At 61.4% G+C, this 21,933-nt stretch carries 18 protein-coding genes and 2 pseudogenes; 9 read left to right on the top strand and 11 right to left on the bottom strand.

Going from position 1 to position 21,933, the window contains the following annotated elements:
* Window positions 1-75: 75 nt before the first annotated feature.
* From DNK89_RS13185 to DNK89_RS13220, 8 genes are all read right to left on the bottom strand, one after another.
* Window positions 76-993 (bottom strand): ProQ/FINO family protein, encoded by a 918-nt coding sequence (locus DNK89_RS13185; protein ID WP_153064286.1) that lies wholly within the window; start codon window positions 991-993, stop codon window positions 76-78.
* A 91-nt stretch (window positions 994-1,084) separates the two neighbouring features.
* Window positions 1,085-1,699, bottom strand: coding sequence for a cold shock domain-containing protein (locus DNK89_RS13190; protein ID WP_110960483.1), 615 nt, complete (start codon window positions 1,697-1,699; stop codon window positions 1,085-1,087).
* A 73-nt stretch (window positions 1,700-1,772) separates the two neighbouring features.
* A complete protein-coding gene (gene glcF, locus DNK89_RS13195; protein ID WP_110960484.1) occupies window positions 1,773-3,026 on the bottom strand; it encodes a glycolate oxidase subunit GlcF in 1,254 nt (417 codons plus the stop codon).
* Between the two features lie 41 nt (window positions 3,027-3,067).
* Window positions 3,068-3,877, bottom strand: coding sequence for a YoaK family protein (locus tag DNK89_RS13200; RefSeq protein WP_110960485.1), 810 nt, complete (start codon window positions 3,875-3,877; stop codon window positions 3,068-3,070).
* Window positions 3,878-3,924: 47 nt separating this feature from the next.
* The gene (gene glcE / locus DNK89_RS13205; protein WP_110960912.1) at window positions 3,925-5,052 is read right to left on the bottom strand and encodes a glycolate oxidase subunit GlcE; all 1,128 of its coding nucleotides are present in this window, start codon (window positions 5,050-5,052) and stop codon (window positions 3,925-3,927) included.
* Window positions 5,053-5,310: 258 nt separating this feature from the next.
* Window positions 5,311-6,756 (bottom strand): ammonium transporter, encoded by a 1,446-nt coding sequence (locus DNK89_RS13210; protein ID WP_110960486.1) that lies wholly within the window; start codon window positions 6,754-6,756, stop codon window positions 5,311-5,313.
* Window positions 6,757-6,792: 36 nt separating this feature from the next.
* Window positions 6,793-7,131, bottom strand: a complete 339-nt coding sequence (gene glnK / locus DNK89_RS13215; RefSeq protein WP_015012094.1) for a P-II family nitrogen regulator — start codon at window positions 7,129-7,131, stop codon at window positions 6,793-6,795.
* Window positions 7,132-7,174: 43 nt separating this feature from the next.
* Window positions 7,175-7,885, bottom strand: coding sequence for a TorF family putative porin (locus DNK89_RS13220; protein WP_015012093.1), 711 nt, complete (start codon window positions 7,883-7,885; stop codon window positions 7,175-7,177).
* A gap of 213 nt (window positions 7,886-8,098) precedes the next feature.
* Here DNK89_RS13220 and DNK89_RS13225 point away from each other — a divergent pair.
* Both DNK89_RS13225 and DNK89_RS24270 read left to right on the top strand, forming a co-directional pair.
* Window positions 8,099-9,166: pseudogene (locus DNK89_RS13225) on the top strand (YifB family Mg chelatase-like AAA ATPase); the annotation flags it as partial.
* A 508-nt stretch (window positions 9,167-9,674) separates the two neighbouring features.
* Entirely contained in the window at window positions 9,675-10,787 is a 1,113-nt protein-coding gene (locus DNK89_RS24270; protein ID WP_153064287.1) for a hypothetical protein, read from the top strand.
* Here the strand turns inward: DNK89_RS24270 and DNK89_RS13230 are convergent.
* Window positions 10,779-12,518, bottom strand: a complete 1,740-nt coding sequence (locus DNK89_RS13230; protein ID WP_110960487.1) for an ATP-dependent endonuclease — start codon at window positions 12,516-12,518, stop codon at window positions 10,779-10,781. The genes DNK89_RS24270 and DNK89_RS13230 overlap by 9 nt on opposite strands.
* 236 nt (window positions 12,519-12,754) lie before the next feature.
* Here DNK89_RS13230 and DNK89_RS13235 point away from each other — a divergent pair, with 236 nt between their 5' ends.
* On the top strand, window positions 12,755-13,339 hold the full coding sequence (locus tag DNK89_RS13235; protein ID WP_110960488.1) for a recombinase family protein: 585 nt from the start codon (window positions 12,755-12,757) through the stop codon (window positions 13,337-13,339).
* A gap of 46 nt (window positions 13,340-13,385) precedes the next feature.
* Here DNK89_RS13235 and DNK89_RS24750 read toward each other — a convergent pair whose 3' ends face one another.
* A complete protein-coding gene (locus DNK89_RS24750; protein ID WP_110960489.1) occupies window positions 13,386-15,047 on the bottom strand; it encodes a recombinase family protein in 1,662 nt (553 codons plus the stop codon).
* 18 nt (window positions 15,048-15,065) lie between these two features.
* Here DNK89_RS24750 and DNK89_RS13245 point away from each other — a divergent pair.
* Together DNK89_RS13245 and DNK89_RS13250 are read left to right on the top strand one after the other, a co-directional pair.
* Window positions 15,066-15,554, top strand: a pseudogene (locus DNK89_RS13245) (ATP-binding protein); the annotation flags it as partial.
* A 182-nt stretch (window positions 15,555-15,736) separates the two neighbouring features.
* A complete protein-coding gene (locus DNK89_RS13250; protein WP_110960490.1) occupies window positions 15,737-16,234 on the top strand; it encodes a MarR family winged helix-turn-helix transcriptional regulator in 498 nt (165 codons plus the stop codon).
* 28 nt (window positions 16,235-16,262) lie between these two features.
* Here DNK89_RS13250 and DNK89_RS13255 read toward each other — a convergent pair whose 3' ends face one another.
* Entirely contained in the window at window positions 16,263-17,156 is an 894-nt protein-coding gene (locus DNK89_RS13255; RefSeq protein ID WP_110960491.1) for an amidohydrolase family protein, read from the bottom strand.
* A gap of 160 nt (window positions 17,157-17,316) precedes the next feature.
* Here DNK89_RS13255 and DNK89_RS13260 point away from each other — a divergent pair, with 160 nt between their 5' ends.
* The 4 genes from DNK89_RS13260 to DNK89_RS13275 all read left to right on the top strand — a co-directional run bounded on the left by DNK89_RS13260 (window position 17,317) and on the right by DNK89_RS13275 (window position 21,899).
* Window positions 17,317-18,099: a crotonase/enoyl-CoA hydratase family protein gene (locus DNK89_RS13260; protein ID WP_108626295.1), complete on the top strand. Its 783-nt coding sequence runs from the start codon at window positions 17,317-17,319 to the stop codon at window positions 18,097-18,099.
* 39 nt (window positions 18,100-18,138) lie between these two features.
* Window positions 18,139-20,016 carry a feruloyl-CoA synthase gene (locus tag DNK89_RS13265; protein ID WP_110960492.1) on the top strand — a complete coding sequence of 626 codons (1,878 nt, stop codon included), beginning with the start codon at window positions 18,139-18,141 and terminating at the stop codon, window positions 20,014-20,016.
* 30 nt (window positions 20,017-20,046) lie between these two features.
* On the top strand, window positions 20,047-20,811 hold the full coding sequence (locus DNK89_RS13270; RefSeq protein WP_056742222.1) for an SDR family NAD(P)-dependent oxidoreductase: 765 nt from the start codon (window positions 20,047-20,049) through the stop codon (window positions 20,809-20,811).
* 98 nt (window positions 20,812-20,909) lie between these two features.
* A complete protein-coding gene (locus tag DNK89_RS13275; protein WP_056057208.1) occupies window positions 20,910-21,899 on the top strand; it encodes a Bug family tripartite tricarboxylate transporter substrate binding protein in 990 nt (329 codons plus the stop codon).
* The last annotated feature ends 34 nt before the right edge of the window (window positions 21,900-21,933 follow it).

The following is a 21,933-nucleotide window of genomic DNA, read 5'->3' on the forward strand; positions in this document are numbered from 1 at the left end:
ACGGAAGCAGCGCCAGGGGGTGGTGGCGAGAGAAGGCCTGGGGAGCATTGCGCAGCCCCCACAGGGCACAGCCGGTCAGGCTGCGGTAGAGGCGCTGTCCGCCTGCACAGCGGCCGCAGCCGAAGCCGCTGCAGCAGCCGCCCGCCGGCGGGCGCGTTCCAGCTGCTGACCCACGGTGCGGGGCACCATTCCGTACATGTCGGCAAAGGCCTCCAGCGTCTGGCCGCTGGCCTCAAAGGCACGCAGCAGGGCTTCGTCCTTGGCGTTGCGGGCCGACCATTCGGCAAAGGCCTCTTCCAGGATGGCGTTGGCGGCATCGTCGCGGCTCAACACCAGCCCGGTGTAGGCCTCGCGCGTGAGGCCCGAGGCCTCAAACGCGGCCATCATGCGGTTGCGCAGCTTGGGCAGCAGGTCTTCGGTGGCGCGTGCCTTCTTGCGGCGGTACACCTCCAGCAGCGCATGGTGCACATGCTCGGGGGCCATGTCTTCCACGGGGTGCCCCTGCAGGTCGTGCCGCTTGTCACCCGCCGCCACGCTTTGCAGATAGCGGGTGGAGCGGGTGTGCAGGCCTAGCGCCACCTTGAGCGCCTCGCGCTCGAACAGCTCAGGGTGGGCGGCCAGGATGTCCTGGAAGATGCCGCGCTTGAGCGGGCGGAACACCGCGCCAAACAGGTGGGGGTACAGCGCTGCGAGCTGCTCCAGCGAAGGGTGCACGCGCTGGGGGGCGCGCGAAGCCGCACCGAGTGCGGCGGCTTGGGGGCTGCCTTCGGCGGTCCCTTCGGGCGCCTGGCGCCCCTCGGGCTTGCGGCGGTTGCGGCCACCACGGCGGGACCCGCCCTTGCGCTGCGGCTGGGGCGCACCGGCTTCGGCAGCAGGCGCTGCCGGGGACTCGGGGGTTGCCACGGCAACGGCAGCCTCGGCCACCACCGGTGCGGTCGGGGCGCTGGCAGGGGCTGCGTGGGGTTGTTCTTGTGTGGACGCGGAGTCGGTCATGGCAATGCGGTTCGGGGGCAAATCGAGGGCGACAAAACCCTCGATCATGCCAGTGTTGGCGTTGCGGGCGCCAAACAGCCCTGGGGACACGCTACTTTGCCAGTGGATGGGTGCACCACTGCTGCTCGCACGGAACCCCGTCGCCGTTCCCGTCCATCTTGGTCCCAGGGCAGTTCTGCAGGAAGAACTTGGCTTCGGAGCACGATGTCATCTGTGAGCAGTGTTGGCGACCGTCACAGCGATACGAGGTGGCGAATGCTTGCGTCGGAGCAGCGGGGGCGTGCTGCTGCGGTGTCTCCAGCGCCTGCGCCGCCGCTTCAGCACGGACCGCTGCAGCCCGCTGCGTACGCCGGTCAAAATGCCAGTAGGCCGCCGCCAACAGCGCGCAGGCCACCACAAAGACAACGATGCGCATGGGCAGCCCCCGGGGCTCAGAGGGTTCGCGGCCGATGTCGCGGCGCGCCCGGGACGGGGCCGCAGTGGGCGAAGCGGCAGCGGGCCGGTCTCGGCGCACTCGAACCGCCTGCTTCTTGCCGTCTTGGTTCAGGGAGATTTCAAAACTCAGCGTTTCATTCAGCTGCGGCCGCAGGCCGTCGCGCGCAAATGCCGAGATGTGCACGAACACATCCTGGCCTGCCGGGATGGGCGTGATGAAGCCAAAACCCCGGTCGTCGTTCCACCGAGTGAGCGTCCCCTCGAAGCGCATGGCCTCCCCTTTCTAAGCTGTTTGGGGCGCCATGGTAGCGGCTGGTCACACAGCCAACCGCGAGGCTGCGAGGTCACGGCCCCAATAGCGCCTCGTCCAGCACCTCCACCCAGTGCCGCACGGGCGTTCCCGTGCCACTTTGCAGGTGGGTGATGCAGCCGATGTTGGCAGACAGGATCATGTCGGGCGGCTGGTTGCCGAAGGCTTCGCCGAGCACGCCGAGCTTGCGGTCGCGCAGCTGGTACGACAGGTCGGGGTTGAGCACCGAATACGTTCCGGCCGAGCCGCAGCACAGGTGGGCATCGTTGCGCGCGGTGCGCAGCTTGAAGCCCAGCTGGTTCAGGTGTGCCTCGACCCCGCCGCGCAGTTTTTGCCCGTGCTGAAGGGTGCAAGGGGGGTGGTAGGCGTACAAGGTGTCCGGCTGGTTCACGCGGCCCTGCAGCTTGGTGGCCAGCTCGGGCAGCAGGGCAGGCAGCAACTCGGACAGGTCGCGAGTGAGGGCGCTGATGCGTTCGGCCTTGGCTGCGTACTGTGGGTCGTCCTTCAGGATGTGGCCGTATTCCTTGACGGTGACGCCGCAGCCCGAGGCGTTCATGACGATGGCCTCAACCCCACCCGCTTCGACCAGGGGCCACCAGGCGTCGATGTTGGCGCGCATCTCGGCCATGCCGCCGGCCTGGTCGTTGAGGTGGAACTTGACGGCGCCGCAGCAACCCGCCTTGGGTGCGATCACGGTCTGGATGCCCACGGCGTCGAGCACGCGGGCGGTGGCCGTGTTGATGTTGGGCATCATGGCCGGTTGCACGCAGCCCGCCAGCATGAGCACCTTGCGCGCATGTTCACGCGTGGGCCAGACGCCAGCGTCCTGCGGTGCGGGCACCTTGGCCTTGAGCGACTCGGGCAGCAGGCCACGCACCATTTGCCCGGCCTTCATGGCGGGGGCGAACAGGGGCGAGGGCAAGCCCTCTTTCAGCGCCCAGCGCAGGGCTTTTTCGCCCACGGGGCGGGGCACTTTTTCATCGACGATCTTGCGGCCGATGTCCACCAAGTGGCCATACTGCACGCCGCTGGGGCAGGTGCTTTCGCAGTTGCGGCAGGTGAGACACCGGTCCAGGTGCATCTGGGTCTTGCGCGTGGGCTCGGCGCCTTCAAGCACTTGCTTGATGAGGTAGATGCGGCCGCGCGGGCCGTCCAGCTCGTCGCCCAACAGCTGGTAGGTGGGGCAGGTGGCGGTGCAAAAGCCGCAGTGCACACACTTGCGCAGGATGGATTCGGCCTCCAGGCCATCGGCGCGGGCGCGGTATTCAGGGGAGAGCTGGGTTTGCATGGGGCATACCTGGGCGAAGGAACAAAAAGAGGGGGGCCGGTTCAGCGCGCTGTCGGTGGGTCCAGCGGCGGATCGTGCGGCGTCTGCAGCGCCAGCGCCTTGCGCCAGGGCTGGCGCAGCCGGGCGCGGTCGGCCCACAGCGGAGGCAGCGACAGGGCCAGCAGCACCAGCGCCAGCGGCACCACAAACACAAAGCCCACATGCTTGAAGCCCGCCGCACCCGCAATGCCGCCCACCAGAAACATGCCCACCAGCCCGGCAAACAGCCGCAGCCGCGCCTGGTTGGCGCGCACCTGCGACTCGGGCGCGGTGCCGGTACGGTTCCAGTAGAGCGCCTTGCCCATCTCGATGCCCAGGTCGGTCACCACGCCGGTCATGTGGGTGGTGCGGATCTGGGACGAGGACATCTTGGTCACGGTGGCGTTTTGCAGCCCCATGATGAAGGACAGCAGCAGCACCGTGAGGGGCACCGCAAACGGCGTGGGCCAGCTGAGGGTGATGGCGCCCACCAGGCCAAACAGCAGCATGAGCACGGACTCCAGCAGCAGCGGCAGCGCGTAGGTGCTGCGCAGCTTGCGCTGGCGCGCCCAGTTGACCATGATGGCCGTGGTGCCCGCCCCCGACATGAAGGCCCACAGCGCGCCCACGGCGCCCAGCACCAGCTTCATCTGCCCCAGCACCAGGTTGTCGGCCAGCGACGACAGGAAACCCGTCATGTGCGAGGTGTAGAGGTGCACCACCAGAAAGCCGCCCGCGTTCACCGCCCCGGCGTTAAACGCCAGCAGCAGGCCCAGCACTTGGTTGCTCGCAACCGTGCGGTGGTGTCCGGTGAGGTGAAAAAGGCGTCGCATGGGCAAGGAAGCTTGGATGGCAAGGATGGATGGCTGTGTCGCCCTGCCTACCAGGCCCGCGCCATGCGGCCGGGGTTGAAGATGCCTGCGGGGTCGAAGCTGTGCTTGAGGCGGGAGTGGATTTGCTCCAGCGCCTTGGATTGCAGGTCAAAAGCGCCGCTAGCGCCGGTTTTATTTGCCTCAGCAGCTATAAAAACAGAAGCACTGCCACCCACTGCACGGGCGGCTTCGCGCAGGGCGTCGCCTGCCGACTCGGGGGCCTGCACCCAGCGCAGCGCCCCGTGCCATTCCACCAGCGGCTGCGCACCGGCGGGCAAAGCCAGCACCGGCGCGGTGGCGGGGACGGACAGGCGCCACAGGGCATGGTCGGGGCGCGTGGCCCGGTCGGTGAACCACGGCAGGGTCTGCTCGCGGCAGGCGGTCCAGTCGGCGGCCACGGTGGCGTTGTCCATGCGTGTGCCGCCCATGGTCTTGCACGCGGCCTCCACCGCCGCCACGGCGCCGCGCAGGCGCACATAGAGCGTGCCCACACCACCGTCTTGCACCCAGCAGCTGGCATTGAGGGGCAGCGGCTGGCCGCCCCAGGCGTGCAGCTTGCGCAGAGCGTCGGCCTGGTTGATGCCCTCAAACAGGAGCGTGGCCTCGCCGGGCGCCACGGGCAGCACCTTGAGGCTCACCTCCGTCAGCAGGCCCAGCGTGCCCCAGGCCCCGGCCATCAGGCGCGCAACGTCATAGCCCGCCACGTTCTTCATCACCTGGCCGCCAAAGGTCAGCAGCTCGGCCTTGCCATTGAGCAGGGTCACGCCCAGCAGGTAATCCCGCACGGCGCCCACGCTGGCGCGGGCCGGGCCCGACAGGCCGGCCGCCACCATGCCGCCCACGGTGGCGGCGTCTGCAGGGGTCTTGGCGAAATGCGGGGGTTCAAAGGGCAGGCACTGGCCTTGTTCGGTCAGCACGGCCTCCAGCTCAGCCAGCGGGGTGCCAGCGCGCACGGTGACGACCAGCTCGCTGGGCTCGTAGCTCACGATGCCGCGCAGCACCCGGGTGTCGAGCACCTCGCCGTGCAGCGCCAGGCCATGGAAGTCCTTGGTGCCCCCGCCACGGATGCGCAACGGGGTCTGGTCGGCGGCGGCAGCGCGCACGCGCTCAGTGATCGGGGCGAGGGAGAAGTCCATCCGTGCATCGTAGCGGCAGCGGTCGGCCACACGGCAGGGGAGGAGCGTGAATTTTTTGAACAGCGGGTGTGCAAAGGACTGGCGGATGCCAAGGGGCCTTCGCCCCCCTGGCGCGCCAGTCCCACACGCGTCACCCACCGGGTACGAAAAAAGCCCGCCGGTGGTCGGCGGGCTGAAATAACCAGAGGAGTAACTCGCTTGTTCTTATTGCGACGCCACGGTGCCACCAGACACCGCAGCGCGTGGGGCGCAGAGCGATCAGCGGTTGTACGCTGTTTCGCCGTGCGAGGTGATGTCCAGACCTTCGCGTTCGGCTTCTTCCGAGACACGCAGGCCCACGAGCAGGTCGGCGATCTTGTAGGCGATGAAAGCCACCACACCGGACCAGACGATGGTGAACAGCACGCTCTTGACCTGTACCCAGACTTGAGCGCCCATGGCGAAGGTGTCAGGCGTCAGGCCGCCCGTGCCACCCAGGCTTTGCGAAGCGAACACACCGGTCAGGATGGCACCCAGGATACCGCCCACGCCGTGCACGCCGAACACGTCAAACGCGTCGTCCACGTTCAGCATGCGCTTGAGGCCACCCACACCCCACAGGCAGACCACACCAGCGATCAGGCCCATCACGATGGAACCCATGGGGCCCACGAAGCCTGCAGCAGGGGTCACGGCCACCAGGCCAGCCACTGCACCGGAGGCAGCGCCCAGCATCGAGGCCTTGCCCTTGTGCAGCGCTTCACCAGCGATCCAGGACAGCGTGGCGGCGGCAGTGGCCAGCACGGTGTTCACAAAAGCCAGGCCAGCGTTGGCGTTGGCAGCACCGGCAGAGCCAGCGTTGAAGCCGAACCAGCCCACCCACAGCAGCGAGGCGCCGACCATGGTCAGTGTCAGGCTGTGGGGCGTCATGGCTTCCTTGCCGAAGCCGATGCGCTTGCCCACCATGTACGCGCCCACCAGGCCAGCGATACCGGCGTTGATGTGCACCACGGTGCCACCCGCAAAGTCCAGAGCACCGTCAGCACCCAGCAGACCGCCGCCCCACACGATGTGGGCCATGGGCACGTAGCTGAAGGTGAACCACAGCACCGAGAAGATCAGCACGGCAGCGAACTTGATGCGCTCGGCGAACGAGCCCACGATCAGCGCCACGGTGATGGCGGCAAACGTGCCCTGGAACGCGAAGAACACGTACTCAGGAATCGTGGTCAGGGCGCCAAAGGTCTCCTGGGTCACGCCCTTGAGGAAGATCTTGTCGAAGCCGCCGAAGAACTTGCCCTCGCCCGAGAACGCCAGGCTGTAGCCATAGATGGCCCACAGCAGCGAGATCAGCGAGAACACCACGAAGACCTGCATCAGCACCGACAGCATGTTCTTGCTGCGACCCAGGCCGCCGTAGAACAGGGCCAGGCCAGGGATGGTCATCAGGATCACGAGCAGCGTGGAGGTCAGCATCCAGGCGGTGTCGCCGGAATCGACCTTGGGCGCTGGGGCCGCAGGGGCTGCCGGTGTGGCGGCCGCCTCGGCGGCAGGCGCGGCAGCGGCTGCGGGAGCTGCAGGAGCCGCTGCAGCATCAGCGGACGGTGCGGCAGCCGCGGGGGCTGCGGCGGCGGGCTCGGTGGCGGCAGGCGCCTGGGCCATGGACAGGTTGCCCATGGTCAGCAGACCGAGCCCCAGAATGAAGGAAGCAAGCAGTTTTTTCATGGCGTTTCTCTTCTTGGATGGGATGCGGCCTCGCCCTTACAGGGCTTCCTTGCCGGTTTCGCCAGTGCGGATGCGCACCACCTGCTCCAGGTGGGTCACGAAAATCTTGCCGTCACCGATCTTGCCGGTGCGCGCTGCGGTCTCGATGGACTCGATCACGCGGTCCACTAGGTCGTCGGCCACAGCGGCCTCGATCTTGACCTTGGGGAGAAAGTCCACCACGTACTCTGCACCGCGGTACAGCTCGGTGTGGCCCTTTTGGCGGCCAAAGCCTTTGACTTCGGTCACCGTGATGCCTTGCACGCCGATGTCGGAGAGCGCTTCGCGCACTTCGTCGAGCTTGAAGGGCTTGATGATGGCTGTCACCATTTTCATTTTCAGATCCTCCGGAATGGGCGCCACCGGCGCCCATTGAGACTTACAGGGTTTTGGTGAGCGTGACGATCACGCGCGACTTGTTGACCGGGCCGTAGAAGGCCTTCTTGGTGGCGCCGACCACGGCAGCGCCGAGGGACACGCCGCCGCCGAAGTCGTACGAACCGCCCAGGCTGTAATCCATGAAGTTGGGGGCCGTGATATCACCGCCAAAGCGGGTGAAGCCGACCGAAGCCTTCAGCGTGGTGCTGGGGGCCACTTCCTGGGCAAACGCCAGGTTCAGGTAGCCGGTGTTGCGGCCCTTCATGCCAGGACCGGCGTAGGCAAAGTAGTCCTTGGACAGGGTGTGCGAGTACTTGGCCGTCACGGGGCCGAAGGTGGCAGCGCCATAGACTTCGGTGGTGTTGCCCGCGCTGTTGCCGGGGTAGATGTAGGTCAGCAGACCCACATCCAGGTCCACGCCGCCAGCCTTGAACTTGTAGCCGCCGTACAGGTCGGATTCGAGCGAGTTGCCGGACAGCCAGTCCACGCTGGAGTTCCAGTTGCCCACGTAGAAGCCGGTTTCGCCGAAGGTGTAGTCAAAGCCGCCTTGCAGTGCGGGCTTGACGGTCTTGACCTTGGAAGTGTCCTGGTCCTGGCCGCGGAACTTGTAGTTCGTGGTCAGGCTGACGTTGGCGGTGAGCTGGGCGCTGGCCAGCATGGGAAGGGTTGCAACAAGGGCAACGCCCAGGGTCTTGATGATGGCGCGGGTCATGTTTCCTCCGGTTGGACAAAGTAGGGACAAGCGCTTTAAGCACGGACCGTGCCACGCCAAGGTGCACAGGGCGCCGCACGGTTGCGTTGCGTTACAACAATCCCCAGTACAGTGGCGGTGACCGCGCCCGGAGCGCCGCACTCAACTGGTGCAGGCGCCCCGCAGGCCGCGCTAAAACCTACAAAACGCACCCATCTGGGGAGAAATCGCTTCATGAGTCTTGCTTTGGTGCAAAGCCGCGCCCTTCTGGGGCTGCAGGCGCCTGCAGTCACCGTCGAAGTGCATCTGGCCAACGGTTTGCCCAGCTTCACCCTGGTCGGGCTGGCCGAGGTGGAGGTGAAAGAAGCCCGCGAACGCGTGCGCTCGGCGCTGCAGAACGCGGGGCTGGAATTTCCGACCAATAAGCGCATTACCGTCAACCTGGCCCCCGCCGATCTGCCCAAGGACTCGGGCCGCTTCGACCTGCCCATCGCCCTGGGCATCCTGGCCGCCAGCGGGCAGGTGGACGCCAGCCGCCTGGCGGGTTACGAGTTTGCGGGCGAGCTGTCGCTGTCGGGCGAGTTGCGCCCCGTGCGCGGCGCACTGGCCACCAGCCTGGCGCTGCAGACGCAGCAGATCGATGCCCAGCTGGTGCTGCCCCCCGGCAGCGCCGAAGAAGCCGCCCTGGTGCCCGCCGCACGCGTGGTGCGCGCCCGCCACCTGCTGGACGTGGTACGGGCGTTCCTGCCACCCGGCAGCACGGCCGGCGGCGATGCCGACGTGGCCAACGACGGCTGGACGCGCCTGCAGGCCACCGCGCTCGCCGCCAGCACCACTGGGCCCGACATGGCCGATGTGAAGGGCCAGGCCGGTGCCAAGCGGGCGCTGGAGATTGCAGCGGCCGGGGGCCACAGCGTGCTGATGGCCGGGCCACCGGGCTCGGGCAAGTCGATGCTGGCGCAGCGTTTTGCCGGGCTGCTGCCGGCGATGACGGTGGACGAGGCGCTGGAGAGCGCCGCCATTGCCAGCCTGGCGGGCCGCTTCAGGCCCGAGACCTTTGGCGTGCGCCCCACGGGCCAGCCCCACCACACGGCCAGCGCGGTGGCGCTGGTGGGCGGTGGCTCGCCACCCCGGCCGGGCGAGATCTCGCTGGCCCACCAGGGCGTGCTCTTCCTCGATGAACTGCCCGAATTCCCCCGCGCTGCGCTGGAGGCCCTGCGCGAGCCGATGGAGACCGGCCACATCACCATCGCCCGGGCGGCGCAACGCGCGGAGTTTCCGGCCCGGTTCCAGAAGTTGGCATTCTAAGTATGAACCATCTGCACGCTTCACTTTCCATTTAATTTTTTAACCTTTTTGGGTCGAGATATGCACAGCCTCAGTGCAAATCCTCTGAAATTCAGCAATCAATTCTTAACATTTAGCTAATCAGTAGCAATACAAATCGCCTCTTTTGAGTCGTTGCATTAATACCGGATTTTTGCTACAATTCCAAATGACACGCGCCTGCTCAGGCATTCATCTGCGTGTCTCCACTCATGTGGCCGCGGTTCAGGATTTCACTAACCGCTTGATTTCATTGGCATTTCTTCTGCCGATTTACTCTACGAATACAACTCCAGTAATCCATTGTCAAATGGAGGCAACGGTGCTGCGTCCGTAGAAAATCTATCAATCAAAGGAGTTTTAATAAAAAAGGGAGGTTTGAATGAATTATTCAAGGAGTTGTCTGCAATGTAAAGCTAAATTCACCCAGTCAAGAAGCGATCAGATCTATTGCTCTAGAAAATGCAAGGAGCACCAGCAATCCATGCATCGACGCAAGCTTACGGAGCTATCGAAAGAAAGTAAACTTCTTTCAAGGCGGATATCTTCATTTTTGAAGTCGTCCTTCGGCAGATGGCTACTACAAACTATCAGAACTCATGGGACAGTTCAGATTCTGCAAGGTTTGAAGGAAGAAGATTTAAGCGCATTATTGAGACTTAAAACTACTGCAAGTCGATTCAATGGCTTCGAGAAAGGAAAGCCAACTCGCGAATATCATCTTAGCCACATATTTAGCGCTAGAGGCAATCAAAGAAACATCGGCCTTCTTCACCCCACAAACTTGGTTATCGCCCCTGCAAAATACAATTTGTCTCGTCGAAACTGCGAGGAAGCCGTTGATGGGAGAGGGAGAAGCATTTGCAAAAATATTCTTAAACCTCATTTTAGTTGCAACGAACTCTCACCCGCAACTGACATTATCCATAAGCTAAAGAGGCTTCTCAAGAAAGATTTTGATAATTTCCTACTGAAAAATACTTTTAAACCAGGAATCCATGCCAAACTCATTAATGAGGTGAGAAAGCATAAGGAGAATATCGAAGAGGTAACTACTATTGAGCGCTTGCAGGAGATAAAGGCTGAACTTGGACTTCGCTTACATATGCCGCAAGGGAAACCCGCACCAATTGTTGTGGTTCTTGCAGAAGAGTTGGAACGTCACAACCTAGTAAACACCCCGATCTATTGGGTTATTTATCAGATAGCAAGCCGAATTCATGGAGCAACGCATATTGCCAAACTTAAGAGTTCGACAACTGATGCGGATTTGCAGCGGCTATTCTTACACGCCCTCGACGTACTTCACCAGAAGCGTACACCTAGCTATTCTGGCGAGATATATGCGCTGGATTTCTTTGATCTTCCTCAGGAGCACTCATTAGGCCGAGGCTACTCAACAGTGCTCTCGCCAGTTGATTTATATTTTGAGCGTCGTATAGCTTATTCGACTGACTCAATCGCGAGCTATACAACTCGAAAGCCTGAACTCAGAGACGTCATGAATAATGGTATCTATCTAACAATCGAGATACCCACAAACATTGCGTCGAACACAAGTTTTAATAAATTGAATCAACTACAGACTTCAGCCTAATATCTGTGTTTTATTTGATTCTGCTACAAACCTCACCAGTTCAGTGATTTTTTTGTCCAAATCAAGACAACTGAAATCTGGAACAAAATTTTCAACGACGTATTTGGCGACCTTTACTTTATTCGCCTGTGTCTCTCCCTTTGATGTTTGTAGCCGCAAAGTGTTGTCGTATCTACCATACTTTGCTAATGGCTTACATCTGGGTGCCACATCAGCTAAAGCTTGTGCTATTTGAGTGGCGGGAACATAGTTTTCAACCTCCCTGCCAGCGGTTATCCACGCAACTCCTGCATCACGTTCAAATTCGGTCCTGAGACGACTTTTTGTAGTGTTAATCCTGGCCCCGGGAGAGTCTTTGTCACTATCAATTAATATCGCTCCACGCCTATTTAACCTTCTCAGCGATATAAAATCCTCAATCTCTTCATCTATATCTAGATTTGAGACATGCGCGGCCAATCGCCCCCCGTAGAACATTACACTATAATGCACGCCCTCGATTAGTTTTGGATGCTTAGCCTTTATCCAATAATTGATATATATTCGATCCGATGGTCCTTCAACCCATATCACGCAATTAGATTGCAAAATATCAGACGGATGGTATCCAAGATCTTCACATACGTTGGAGCGCTTCGAATTCGAAGTAACTCTCTCAACCCGCGATTCCCCACTGGTTTGCGTTACGTGATAAATCTCTGCACCTTCGGTATCCATAAGCGCAGCCGAATGCGTCGCAATGAAGTATTGATTAGTTGTTTTATCCTTCAAGTATCGCAAAAGCTTCTTTTGCAATATTGGGTTAAGGTGAATTTCAGGCTCTTCAATACATACAATAGTGTTCGAAAGTGTGGTTGCCGCAGCGGCTATGATGACGACTTCATGAATTCCAGAACCTAGAGATTCGATTGGGAGCACTTTCCCATTCATATGGACAAGGATGGTGTCTCTTTGATATGGAATGCTTATTTTAGCGTTTGGGCTATCCAGCACCACTTGGACGAACCGGGTAATTTCGCCAAATCTCTCTCGTAGTCCTTGATTGTGCACGTCGGGATCTTGTAGTTTAGCGAGACGATCAATAATTCCAAGCCCGTCAAAGCCTTCGGATACTGAGCCCCCATCTCCGATTTGTCGAATAGCCGGAATGATTTGGACAGGATGCTTGGTGAGCCGAGGCGTAATAGTTCTATGAAATACAGGAACCCAGTGTTGCCGACTTCCACCTGACTGACGTGAGGTACCTACCCATAAGCGGTGGAGTTCGCTATCTTCCAGTGCTGCGAATGCCTTTAGCCAGGAGTCGTGCGGCTTGTCTTGGAATAGGACATTAATGAAGTTCCAAGCGTATTTGGTTCCGTCAATTTCCGCTTTTATCTTAAAGAGGTGCCCTAGGCTCTTACCGAAAGCCGAATCAACCGCGTGCTCATTTAGTAAGCGGTGATTTTCGCTCACGATGTAGTCACCACGGCCTGTCGGAGAATACTCTTCTATAAACCCAATATACATCTCCGGTATATCAGGAAGATGCCTAGCCAATGGGTCATTTATTATTCTCATTTGTCCCTCACGCGCCGCTATGACATCGTCAATAAATCTAAGGACGTTTGATTTCCCGGCATTGTTTTGCCCGATGAACAAATTTATCTTATCGAACCTTTCAAAATATTGAATTTCTTTTCCAAAGCTTCGGTATCCGCCGATCGCGAGGTTCTTGAGTAGCATTGTCATGGATTGTTTTAGCAGGTTTTATAACCCAATAGGCGTTGTAACCCTCTAGCCCGCTCGATGCCAGCAGAGGGGTGACTCTTTTCTCGGCACTCTAGCTGCGGACTATCGGGGAGGCACTAGGTCAAATGTTGTAGCTTTTGCTCCATTCACGAATTGAACCGAACTGATAGACCAAAACTTAGTTGATCTATTTTTGATCTAGGCGCAAAATTCATGGGTAACTTTTGAGCCTTACCATGAGTCAAAGAATTGCATATTACCGAGTGTCGACACTGGATCAAAACATTGAATGTCAAAGACAGGCGCTGAATTCAGTGTTCGATGTTGAATTTTCCGATGTTGGAATCTCAGGCTCAGTCCCTGCATTGGAGCGTCCCGGCTTCAAAGAGTTGTTTGCGTATATCCGACGCGGCGATTCACTCCACGTCTATGCAATTGACAGGCTGGGCAGGGATGCAATCGACGTCCAATCAACGGTGAGATTGCTACTAGCAAAAGGTGTTGAACTTGAAGTTCACGGCCTTGGGCGTCTCGGCACGGGCGTTGGGGAGCTCATATTGGCAGTCTTGGCTCAGATCGCTGATATGGAACGCGCTCGTATTATTGAGCGTACTAGATTGGGAAGAGAACGTGCCCAGGCGCTCATAGCGAGCACGGGAAGAACCCAGAACGGAAAATTTAGTCTTGGTCGTCCAAGTGCCGCCGATGCAGCGACAGTAAAGAACTGGAGACTTTTGAACAAAGCAAGTATCGCGGAGACCGCTGCTCATTACGACATCAGCGCATCTACTGTCAAACGCTACTGTGCGGCTGCTGTATAGGTAAAGATATTTCAATATCCTGCTTTTTTATTGCCTCACCCACAGCCTAGTTGTCTAATCCCTTTTCCAGTTTTTGTTTTAATTTTTCCAAAGAATCAGCGGTGGCAATCTCATTTCCACCCTTTCCAATTGCGTGAAAGCGCATGCTAGTGTCCGGACTTTCGGAAGAGATTAAATAGCATGCATGTTTCTGGCTTCTGCTTAACAATTCATAAGCAAATTCATCGTATGCAGTTGAGGCTTGTTTTCGCTTGATAGAAATTTTGATGTATCGTTTCAGCAGATGTGCTAATTCATCTTCCGGCTTCTTTGTCAGTTTTTCTATCTCATCTTGTACTCGCTCTCTTTGCAACTCCATTTGATTATCGAATTGCGGCATTGAATCCTCAACTTCTTCAGCATCAAGCGTCGCCTGCTTTTCCAGGCTTTCAGTTAAGCGCTTTATTTCCAGCTCAATTGCGTCAATTTTTTGTTGATGCGCTTTGACATCGTCGAGATGCTTCTGTTTTCTGGTTGCGGTGTAGAGCTGCTCACTGCTTTCCTGAAGACTTACTAGGTCCTCCTTTTTCACAATGAGTGCCTGCAGATCCTTCGCTCTTACATCAAGGGCTAAACCCACAGCAACGTCGACTAACGCGTCTATTGCTACTCTGCGATAGATGAAATAAAGCACCTCATAGGGCCAAGTAGTCGAGTTATCGCAAGCCGCCTTTTGTAGATAGTTCCTGCAGTTCAAGTAGAGAATCGGGGGCTTTTTCAAGTACGCCGGGCTACCCAGAGGCGCGCTTATTGTTGGTTTTGGCTTCTGCCTTCTGGTTTGGAAACGTGTACCGCATTCTTCACACCAGACCATTCCGCTAAGAATGTACTTTTCGGCAGGTGAGGGCGTCCTAGTCCGTCGCTTTAATTCATGCTGGAGACTCGCAAAAGTAGGCTCATCTATAAGAGATTGGAACACGTTATCTATTGGATCACCCTTATTTTTCCAAGTCCCAATTAGTGCCTTATTGCTAAACCATCTTTTCAGCGTTGAAGGGTTTAGATTTACTAGAGAAGGATGAAGGCCACGCAAATTCTTAGCGATATGTCGCGTACCTTTACCTGCAAGGTACATCTCAATTGCGTGTTTTACAATATCACCCGCTTCCGGTTCTACAGTGCCACCGCTTTTTAGCCAAAAGGGAACCGAGATCCGAATGTCTTCTCCCTTTCTGGCCTTAACCCGCTTTGCTTCGTAAGCAGCTGACACCCTCATACCCAGCCTTTTGCTGTACTCATGAGCCGCCTGAATCTTGGCTACAAGGGTATACGCATCTGGGGTATTAACACTTTGTTCGTTATATACCTTGTTATCTTCCAAGGTAACTATAGATACCCCTGCCTGTAGCAATTTGATCACCACTCCCAACATAGTGACAAAGTCGGAGCGCCCGAGCCGATCTATAGCTTCAACAACAATTGCATCGCCAGGAGCTATTGCCCCTTTCTCCACATAATCAAGAATGACGTTTAGACCTCGTCCTTCTTCCAAGTTTTCACTTGTGTAGCCAGACACTCCTTGGTCAACTTGCGACAAGGTCGACTCGACGTACATGGGGTGTCTCGCCAACCAATCATGGAAGGCTCCCAATTGCCGTTGTAATGTGGAACCCTTACCTTGCTTGCCTGAGCTAAAGCGGGCGTACGAAATAGCTTTTGAATGGTTCATAGTTACGTCTCATGATGCCAGATGATTGCGGCCATGAACCCGTGCCCCTGCGGCTTTCTGGGCTCCACCCAGCGCGCCTGCCGCTGCACACCCGACCAGGTCCACCGCTACCAGGCCAAGCTCAGCGGCCCGCTGCTGGACCGCATCGACCTGCATTTGGAGGTGCCCGCCCTGCCCGCCGAGCAACTGGTGCAGGCGGCTGCGGGCGAATCCACCGCCAGCATCCGCGCCCGGGTGGAGCAGGCCCGCGCCCTGGCCCTGGCACGCCAAGGCTGCACCAATCAGGCGCTGCAGGGCCAAGCCATCGACGCCCACCTGCACCTGGATGATGCGGCTGCCAAGTTCCTCAACACCGCTGCCGCGCGCCTGGGCTGGTCGGCCCGCAGCACGCACCGGGCGCTGAAGGTGGCGCGCACCATCGCCGACCTGGCGGGCGCGCCCACCACCGAGGTCAGCCACGTAGCCGAGGCCGTGCAATACCGCCGCGTACTGCGTAGCCCGGCATGAGCGGCGCGGACGGCGCGGCACGCCCAACCGGAGCGGTGGCGCAGGTAATATCAAATTGATAGCACCTGGCGCATGTTTCACTAGCGCATGCGGCTGATTTCGATCAAAAAGAGGCGCCGCAGCACCTAGCGGGCACTGCGGGCCGGTCGCGGGGGCCCGGGCGCCCGGCACAATCTCCCCCCATGTCCAGCGTCCGTTCCTCCAAGAAATCCCCCTCGGTTCCCGCCCCTGCAGACACTGCAGCGCCCGCCAGCGAGCCCGTGGACACCGGCTTTTTGCGCACGCTGGTGGGCTACAACACGCGTCGCGCGGCGCTGTCCATCATTGCCGTGTTCATGGAACGCATGGCTGTGTACGACCTGAAGGTGGTGGATTTCTCGGTGCTGTCGCTGGTGGCGCACAACCCGGGCATCACCTCGCGCCAGCTGTGCGCCACGCTCAGCGTGCTGCCGCCCAACATGGTGGGCTTGATTGCGGCACTGGAACGGCGCGGCCTGATCGAGCGCCGTCCACACCCCAGCGACGGGCGTGCCATGGGCGTGCACCTGACGCCCGCCGGGGTCGAATTGACCGCGCAGGCCGAGCAGACGGCCGCGCAACTGGAAGAAGACGCCACCCACCGCCTGACGGCGGCCGAGCGCAAGACGCTGATCCGGCTGCTGCAAAAAGTCTACGACTGAGCGGGCAGCCACCGCCCGTTGCCGTGCGTCAGGCAGCCGGTGCCGAAGTCGCCGGGGCCTTGTCCAGCCCCAGCAAGCGCACGGCGTTGCCCTTCAGGATGCCGGGCATCACCTCGGGCTTGAAGCCCGCTTCCTGGAAGTCCTTCATCCAGCGCTCGGGGGTGATCAGCGGGTAGTCGCTGCCGAACAGCACGCGGTCCTTCAGCAGCGTGTTGGCGTACTGCACCAGCTGCTTCGGAAAATACTTGGGACTCCAGCCCGACAGGTCGATCCAGACATTGGGCTTGTGCGTGGCGACCGACAGCGCCTCGTCCTGCCACGGAAAGCTGGGGTGGGCCATCACGATCTGCATGTCGGGGAAGTCGATGGCCACATCATCCAGGTGCATGGGGTTGCTGTATTCCAGCCGCAGGCCGCCGCCGCAGCGCATGCCGCTGCCGATGCCGCTGTGGCCGGTGTGGAAGATGGCGGGCATGCCGTATTCGGCAATCACCTCGTAGATGGGCCAGGCCATCTTGTCGTAGGGGTGGTAGGCCTGCACCGTGGGGTGGAACTTGAAGCCCTTGATGCCGAACTCCTCGATCAGGCGGCGGGCCTCGCGCGCGCCCATCTTGCCCTTGTGCGGGTCGATGCTGGCGAAGGCCGTCATCATGTCGCTGTTGGCCTTGGCGGCCTCGGCGATCTCTTCGTTGGGGATGCGGCGGCGGCCCATCTTGGACTCGGCGTCCACCGTGAACATCACCAGGCCAATCTTCTGCTCGCGGTAGTAGGCCACCGTTTCGGCAATGGTGGGGCGGCGGCCGTTCTTGAAGTACTTGTCGGCGGCGCGGTCGTATTCCTCGCCGTAGTTGTCAAACGGGTTCCAGCAGCTCACCTCGGCGTGGGTGTGGATGTCGATGGCGATCAGATTGGCGTGGTCCATGCGTGTCTCCTGGGTTGGCGCCCGCCGGTGCGGCGTCAAACCCCCAGCATGCGCCACGGCGCGTGACGCAGATCAAGGGTAAACACCAATAAAAAACGGGCTTGGCTTGCTTGAATTGGTTATGAACTATAACCACAATTCAACCAACACGAAAGCCTCTATGACCCATCCAGACATCCATTTCGAGCTGCGCGGCGACCACCAGGAAGTGGCCGTGATCCGCCTGACCCGCGCGGCCAAGCGCAACGCACTGAACGACGGCCTGATCCTCGCGCTGCGCGACCTGTTCGAGAAAATGCCCAGCACCGTGCGCGCCGCTGTCATCGATGGCGACGGCCCCCATTTCTGCGCCGGTCTGGACCTGTCGGAGCTCAAAGAACGCGACGCCGGCCAGGGCCTGCACCACTCGCGCATGTGGCACGCCGCGCTGGAGCGTGTGCAGTACGGCCCCGTGCCGGTCATCGCTGCGCTGCACGGCGCCGTGGTGGGCGGCGGGCTGGAGCTGGCCAGCGCCTGCCACATCCGTGTGGCCGACGAGTCCACCTTCTACGCGCTGCCCGAGGGCTCGCGCGGCATCTTCGTGGGCGGCGGCGGCGCGGTGCGCATTCCCAAGCTCATCGGCGCTGCGCGCATGACGGACATGATGCTCACCGGCCGCGTCTACAACGCGCAGGACGGCGAAAAGGTCGGCTTTGCCCAGTACCTCGTGCCCGAAGGCCAGGCCTTTGCCAAGGCCTTCGAGCTGGCCGTGCGCGTGGCGCAGAACGCCCCGCTGACCAACTACGCGCTGATGCACGCCCTGCCCCGCATTGCCGAGCAGCCCGCCGACCAGGGCTTCTTCACCGAAGCCATGATGGCGGCCATCGCCCAGAGCGCGCCCGAAGCCAAGTCCCGCCTCGCCGACTTCCTGGAAGGCCGCGCCGCCAAGGTCCGCAAGGACTGAGCCCGCCCCCAGTCACCCCTTGCCCCTGCTGGAACCCCTATGAGCGACCTCTCCACCCCCACCGCCCCGGCCCGCTACCGCCCCGTGACCTTCGGCGTGACCCGCGTCAGCCTGCGTGAAGGTGCGCCGGGCGTGCGTTACCTGCAGGCGGACCTGCCCCTGGGCGCCTTTGCCCGCCGCGTGACGGACTACCTGGTGCACTGGGCCGAGACCACGCCCGACCACAGCTTTCTGGCACGCCGCGAGCAACTGCCCGGCGGCAAGACGGGTGACTGGCAGCATGTGAGCTACGCCCAGGCGCTGGACGCCGCGCGCAGCATCGGCCAGGCCCTGCTGGACCGCGGCCTGAACGCCGAGCGCCCGGTGGTGGTGCTGAGCGAGAACACGATTGAGCACGCGCTGCTGGCGCTGGGCTGCATCTACGCCGGGGTGCCCTACTGCCCCGTGTCGCCCGCCTACGCCACCGTGAGCCAGGACTACGACAAGCTGCGCCACGTCATCGACACCCTCACCCCCGGCCTGGTGTTTGCCGCCGACGGCGCACGCTACGGCAAGGCCATTGCGGCCACCGTGGCGGCCGATGTCGAAGTGATCCTGGCCCAGGGCGCGCTGGAGGGCCGCAAGGCCGGCACGTTCCAGAGCCTGCGCCACACCACCGCCACCCCGGCGGTGGACGCTGCCATGCACGCCACCGGCCCCGGCACCATCGTGAAGTTCCTGTTCACCAGCGGCTCCACCAAGATGCCCAAGCCGGTCATCAACACCCAGCGCATGTGGTGCGCCAACCTGCAGCAGATCTCGCTGTCGCTGCCGGTGCTGGCCGAGGCATCGCCCGTGCTGGTGGACTGGCTGCCATGGAACCACACCTTTGGCAGCAACCACAACTTCGGCCTCACGATGATGCACGGCGGCACGCTGTACATCGACGACGGCAAGCCCACCGCTGCGCTGATTGGCGAGACCCTGCGCAACCTGCGCGAGATCGCGCCCACGGTGTACTTCAACGTGCCCACCGGTTTTGAAATGATTGCCGAGGCGATGAAGACCGACGCCCAGCTGCGCGCCAACCTGCTGTCGCGCGTGCGCCTGTTCTTCTACTCGGGCGCCGGCCTGGCCCAGCCCGTGTGGGACAGCCTGCACGCCACGCAAGAGGCCGCCATTGGCGAGCGCATCGTGATGTGCACCGGCCTCGGCATGACCGAATCCGCGCCCTCGGCCATGTTCTGCAACAGCCCCGACGTGCGCTCCGGCCACATCGGCGCGCCTGTGCCCGGCATGGTGCTCAAGCTGGTGGAGGTGGATGGCAAGACCGAGGTGCGCTACCGCGGCCCCAACGTCACGCCCGGCTACTGGCGCTCCGATGCCGCCACACGCGATGCGTTTGACGACGAAGGCTACCTGTGCACCGGCGACGCCGTGAAGTGGATCGACGAGAACAACATCCACCGCGGCCTGGCGTTTGACGGCCGCATTGCCGAGGACTTCAAGCTCTCCACCGGTACCTTCGTGAGCGTGGGCCCCATGCGCGCCAAGATCATCGTGGCGGGCGCGCCCTACATCCAGGACGTGGTGCTCACCGGCCTGAACATGAAGGAAGTCGGCGCACTGCTGTTCCCCTCCCCCGCCTGCCGCGAAGTGGCCGGCCTGGGCGCGGACGCTCCCTGGGCCGACGTGGTGGCCCACCCCGCCGTGCGCCAGCGCATCGAAGCCGTGCTGGACGAGCTGGCCCGCGAGGCCACCGGCAGCGCCAGCCGCGTGGCCCGCGCGCTGCTGATGGCCGAGCCACCGTCCATCGACAAGGGCGAGATCACCGACAAGGGCTCTGTCAACCAGCGCGCCGTGCTCAAGCACCGCGATGCGCTCGTCACGGCCTTGCACGACGACACGGCACCGGGCATCCTCAAGCCCGGCGCCTGAACCCCACACCTCGAACAGGACAGACCCACCATGCAGATTCAAGGACAAGCCGCCCTCGTGACCGGCGGCGCATCGGGCCTCGGCGAGGCCACCGCACGCGAACTGGCCCGCCTGGGCGCCAAGGTGGCCGTGCTCGACCGCAATGCCGAGCTTGCGGAGAAAGTAGCGGCAGACATCGGCGGCGTAGCCTGCCCCTGCGACATCACCGACGCCGCCAGCGTGACCGCTGCGCTGGAGAAAGCCGCCGCCGCCCACGGCCCCGCCCGCATCCTCATGAACGTGGCCGGCATTGGCAGTGCCAAGCGTGTGGTGCAGCGCGACGGCAGCGCCGCGCCGCTCGAGGACTTTGTGCGCGTGATCAACATCAACCTCATTGGCAGCTACAACGTGAGCCGCCTGTTTGCCGCTGCCTGCAGCAAGCTGCCCACGCTGGACAACGGCGAGCGCGGCGTGATGATGTTCACCGCCTCTGTCGCGGCCTTTGACGGTCAGGTGGGCCAGCAGGCCTACAGCGCCTCCAAGGCGGGCCTGGCCGGCATGACGCTGCCCATGGCGCGCGACCTGGCGCAGCACGCCATCCGCGTGTGCACTGTGGCGCCCGGCCTGTTTGCCACGCCGCTGATGAAAGAGCTGCCCGAGGCAGTGCAACAGTCGCTAGCGGCCAGCATCCCCTTCCCGCCACGCCTGGGCAAACCCGAAGAGTTTGCCGAGCTGGCTTGCCATATCGTGACCAACGGCCACCTGAACGGCGAAGTCATTCGCCTGGATGGCGCCCTGCGCATGGCGCCCCGGTAAACGATCAGCGCCACACATCAGTAAATAACAAGAGGGCGCGAAAGCGCTCCAGCTTGACCCCCGAGATTTCCGTCAGACACACACCAGGAGACATCAGCATGACCACCACCCGCCGTCAATTTGTTCAGGCCCTTGGCGCCAGCGCCGCGCTGGGCGCCTTCCACCCCTTTGCCGCCCACGCCCAGGTGGACCAGGTGAAGGTGTACTTCGGCTTCCCCGCCGGCAGCTCGGGCGACACCGTGGCCCGCCGCGTGGCCGAGAAGTGGGCTGGCAGCGCGTTCAGCAAGAACCCTGGCGTGGTGGAAAACAAGCCCGGCGCAGGCGGCCGCATTGCGCTGGAGACGCTCAAAGCTGCGCCCGCCGACGGCTCGGTGCTGGCCGTGGCGCAGGTATCGGCCCTGGCCAACTACCCGCACATCTACAGCAAGATGAACTACACCGACAAGGACTTCGCGCCCGTGTCGATCGCAGCCATCATGCACCACGGCCTGGCTGTGGGCCCCATGGTGCCCGCCAGCGTGAAGAACGTGAAGGACTTCCTGGCCTGGGCCAAGGCCAACCCCAAGGACGCCAGCTACGGCTCGCCCGGCGCGGGCTCCACGCCCCACTTCCTGGGCGCACTGCTGGGCATCAACAGCGGTGTGGACCTGCGCCATGTGCCTTACCGTGGCTCCATCCCTGGCGTGACGGACGTGGTGGGCGGCCAGGTGGCTGCCATGGTCACGCCGCACGGCGACTTCATCGCCAACTACAAGGCCGGCAAGCTGCGCATCCTGGCCACCTCGGGCCCCAAGCGCTCCATCTACGTGCCGGATGTGCCCACGTTTGCCGAACAGGGCTTCCCTGAGCTGACCACTGAAGAATGGTTTGGCTTCTACGCCCCGGCCGCCACGCCCAAGCCCGTGATTGCCGCTGCCAACGCCGCCATCAACGCCGCGCTGAAGGAAAAGTCGGTCATCGACAGCTTGGCCATCGTGGGCCTGATGCCCCATGGCTCCACCCCTGAAGAACAGGCCCGCTGGCAAAAGGCCGAGTACGACAGCTGGGGCCCACTGATCAAGAAGATCGGCTTCACCGCAGAGTCCTGATTTCCCCTGCGCCGCAGGTCCGGACTGGCACCCC

The sequence above is a fragment of the Acidovorax sp. ST3 genome (genome assembly GCF_003231145.1).
Taxonomy (GTDB): Bacteria; Pseudomonadota; Gammaproteobacteria; order Burkholderiales; family Burkholderiaceae_C; genus Acidovorax.

What these genes read in the sequence shown, in the direction of transcription:
- DNK89_RS13260 (WP_108626295.1), top strand. Translation starts at nt 17,317, where the DNA reads ATGACCCATCCAGACATCCATTTCGAGCTGCGCGGCGACCACCAGGAA.
- DNK89_RS24750 (WP_110960489.1), bottom strand. Translation starts at nt 15,047, where the DNA reads ATGAACCATTCAAAAGCTATTTCGTACGCCCGCTTTAGCTCAGGCAAG.
- DNK89_RS13265 (WP_110960492.1), top strand. Translation starts at nt 18,139, where the DNA reads ATGAGCGACCTCTCCACCCCCACCGCCCCGGCCCGCTACCGCCCCGTG.
- DNK89_RS13185 (WP_153064286.1), bottom strand. Translation starts at nt 993, where the DNA reads ATGACCGACTCCGCGTCCACACAAGAACAACCCCACGCAGCCCCTGCC.
- glcE (WP_110960912.1), bottom strand. Translation starts at nt 5,052, where the DNA reads ATGGACTTCTCCCTCGCCCCGATCACTGAGCGCGTGCGCGCTGCCGCC.
- DNK89_RS13230 (WP_110960487.1), bottom strand. Translation starts at nt 12,518, where the DNA reads ATGACAATGCTACTCAAGAACCTCGCGATCGGCGGATACCGAAGCTTT.
- DNK89_RS13250 (WP_110960490.1), top strand. Translation starts at nt 15,737, where the DNA reads ATGTCCAGCGTCCGTTCCTCCAAGAAATCCCCCTCGGTTCCCGCCCCT.
- glcF (WP_110960484.1), bottom strand. Translation starts at nt 3,026, where the DNA reads ATGCAAACCCAGCTCTCCCCTGAATACCGCGCCCGCGCCGATGGCCTG.
- DNK89_RS13190 (WP_110960483.1), bottom strand. Translation starts at nt 1,699, where the DNA reads ATGCGCTTCGAGGGGACGCTCACTCGGTGGAACGACGACCGGGGTTTT.
- DNK89_RS13270 (WP_056742222.1), top strand. Translation starts at nt 20,047, where the DNA reads ATGCAGATTCAAGGACAAGCCGCCCTCGTGACCGGCGGCGCATCGGGC.
- DNK89_RS13275 (WP_056057208.1), top strand. Translation starts at nt 20,910, where the DNA reads ATGACCACCACCCGCCGTCAATTTGTTCAGGCCCTTGGCGCCAGCGCC.
- DNK89_RS13235 (WP_110960488.1), top strand. Translation starts at nt 12,755, where the DNA reads ATGAGTCAAAGAATTGCATATTACCGAGTGTCGACACTGGATCAAAAC.
- DNK89_RS24270 (WP_153064287.1), top strand. Translation starts at nt 9,675, where the DNA reads ATGCATCGACGCAAGCTTACGGAGCTATCGAAAGAAAGTAAACTTCTT.
- glnK (WP_015012094.1), bottom strand. Translation starts at nt 7,131, where the DNA reads ATGAAAATGGTGACAGCCATCATCAAGCCCTTCAAGCTCGACGAAGTG.
- DNK89_RS13210 (WP_110960486.1), bottom strand. Translation starts at nt 6,756, where the DNA reads ATGAAAAAACTGCTTGCTTCCTTCATTCTGGGGCTCGGTCTGCTGACC.
- DNK89_RS13255 (WP_110960491.1), bottom strand. Translation starts at nt 17,156, where the DNA reads ATGGACCACGCCAATCTGATCGCCATCGACATCCACACCCACGCCGAG.
- DNK89_RS13200 (WP_110960485.1), bottom strand. Translation starts at nt 3,877, where the DNA reads ATGCGACGCCTTTTTCACCTCACCGGACACCACCGCACGGTTGCGAGC.
- DNK89_RS13220 (WP_015012093.1), bottom strand. Translation starts at nt 7,885, where the DNA reads ATGACCCGCGCCATCATCAAGACCCTGGGCGTTGCCCTTGTTGCAACC.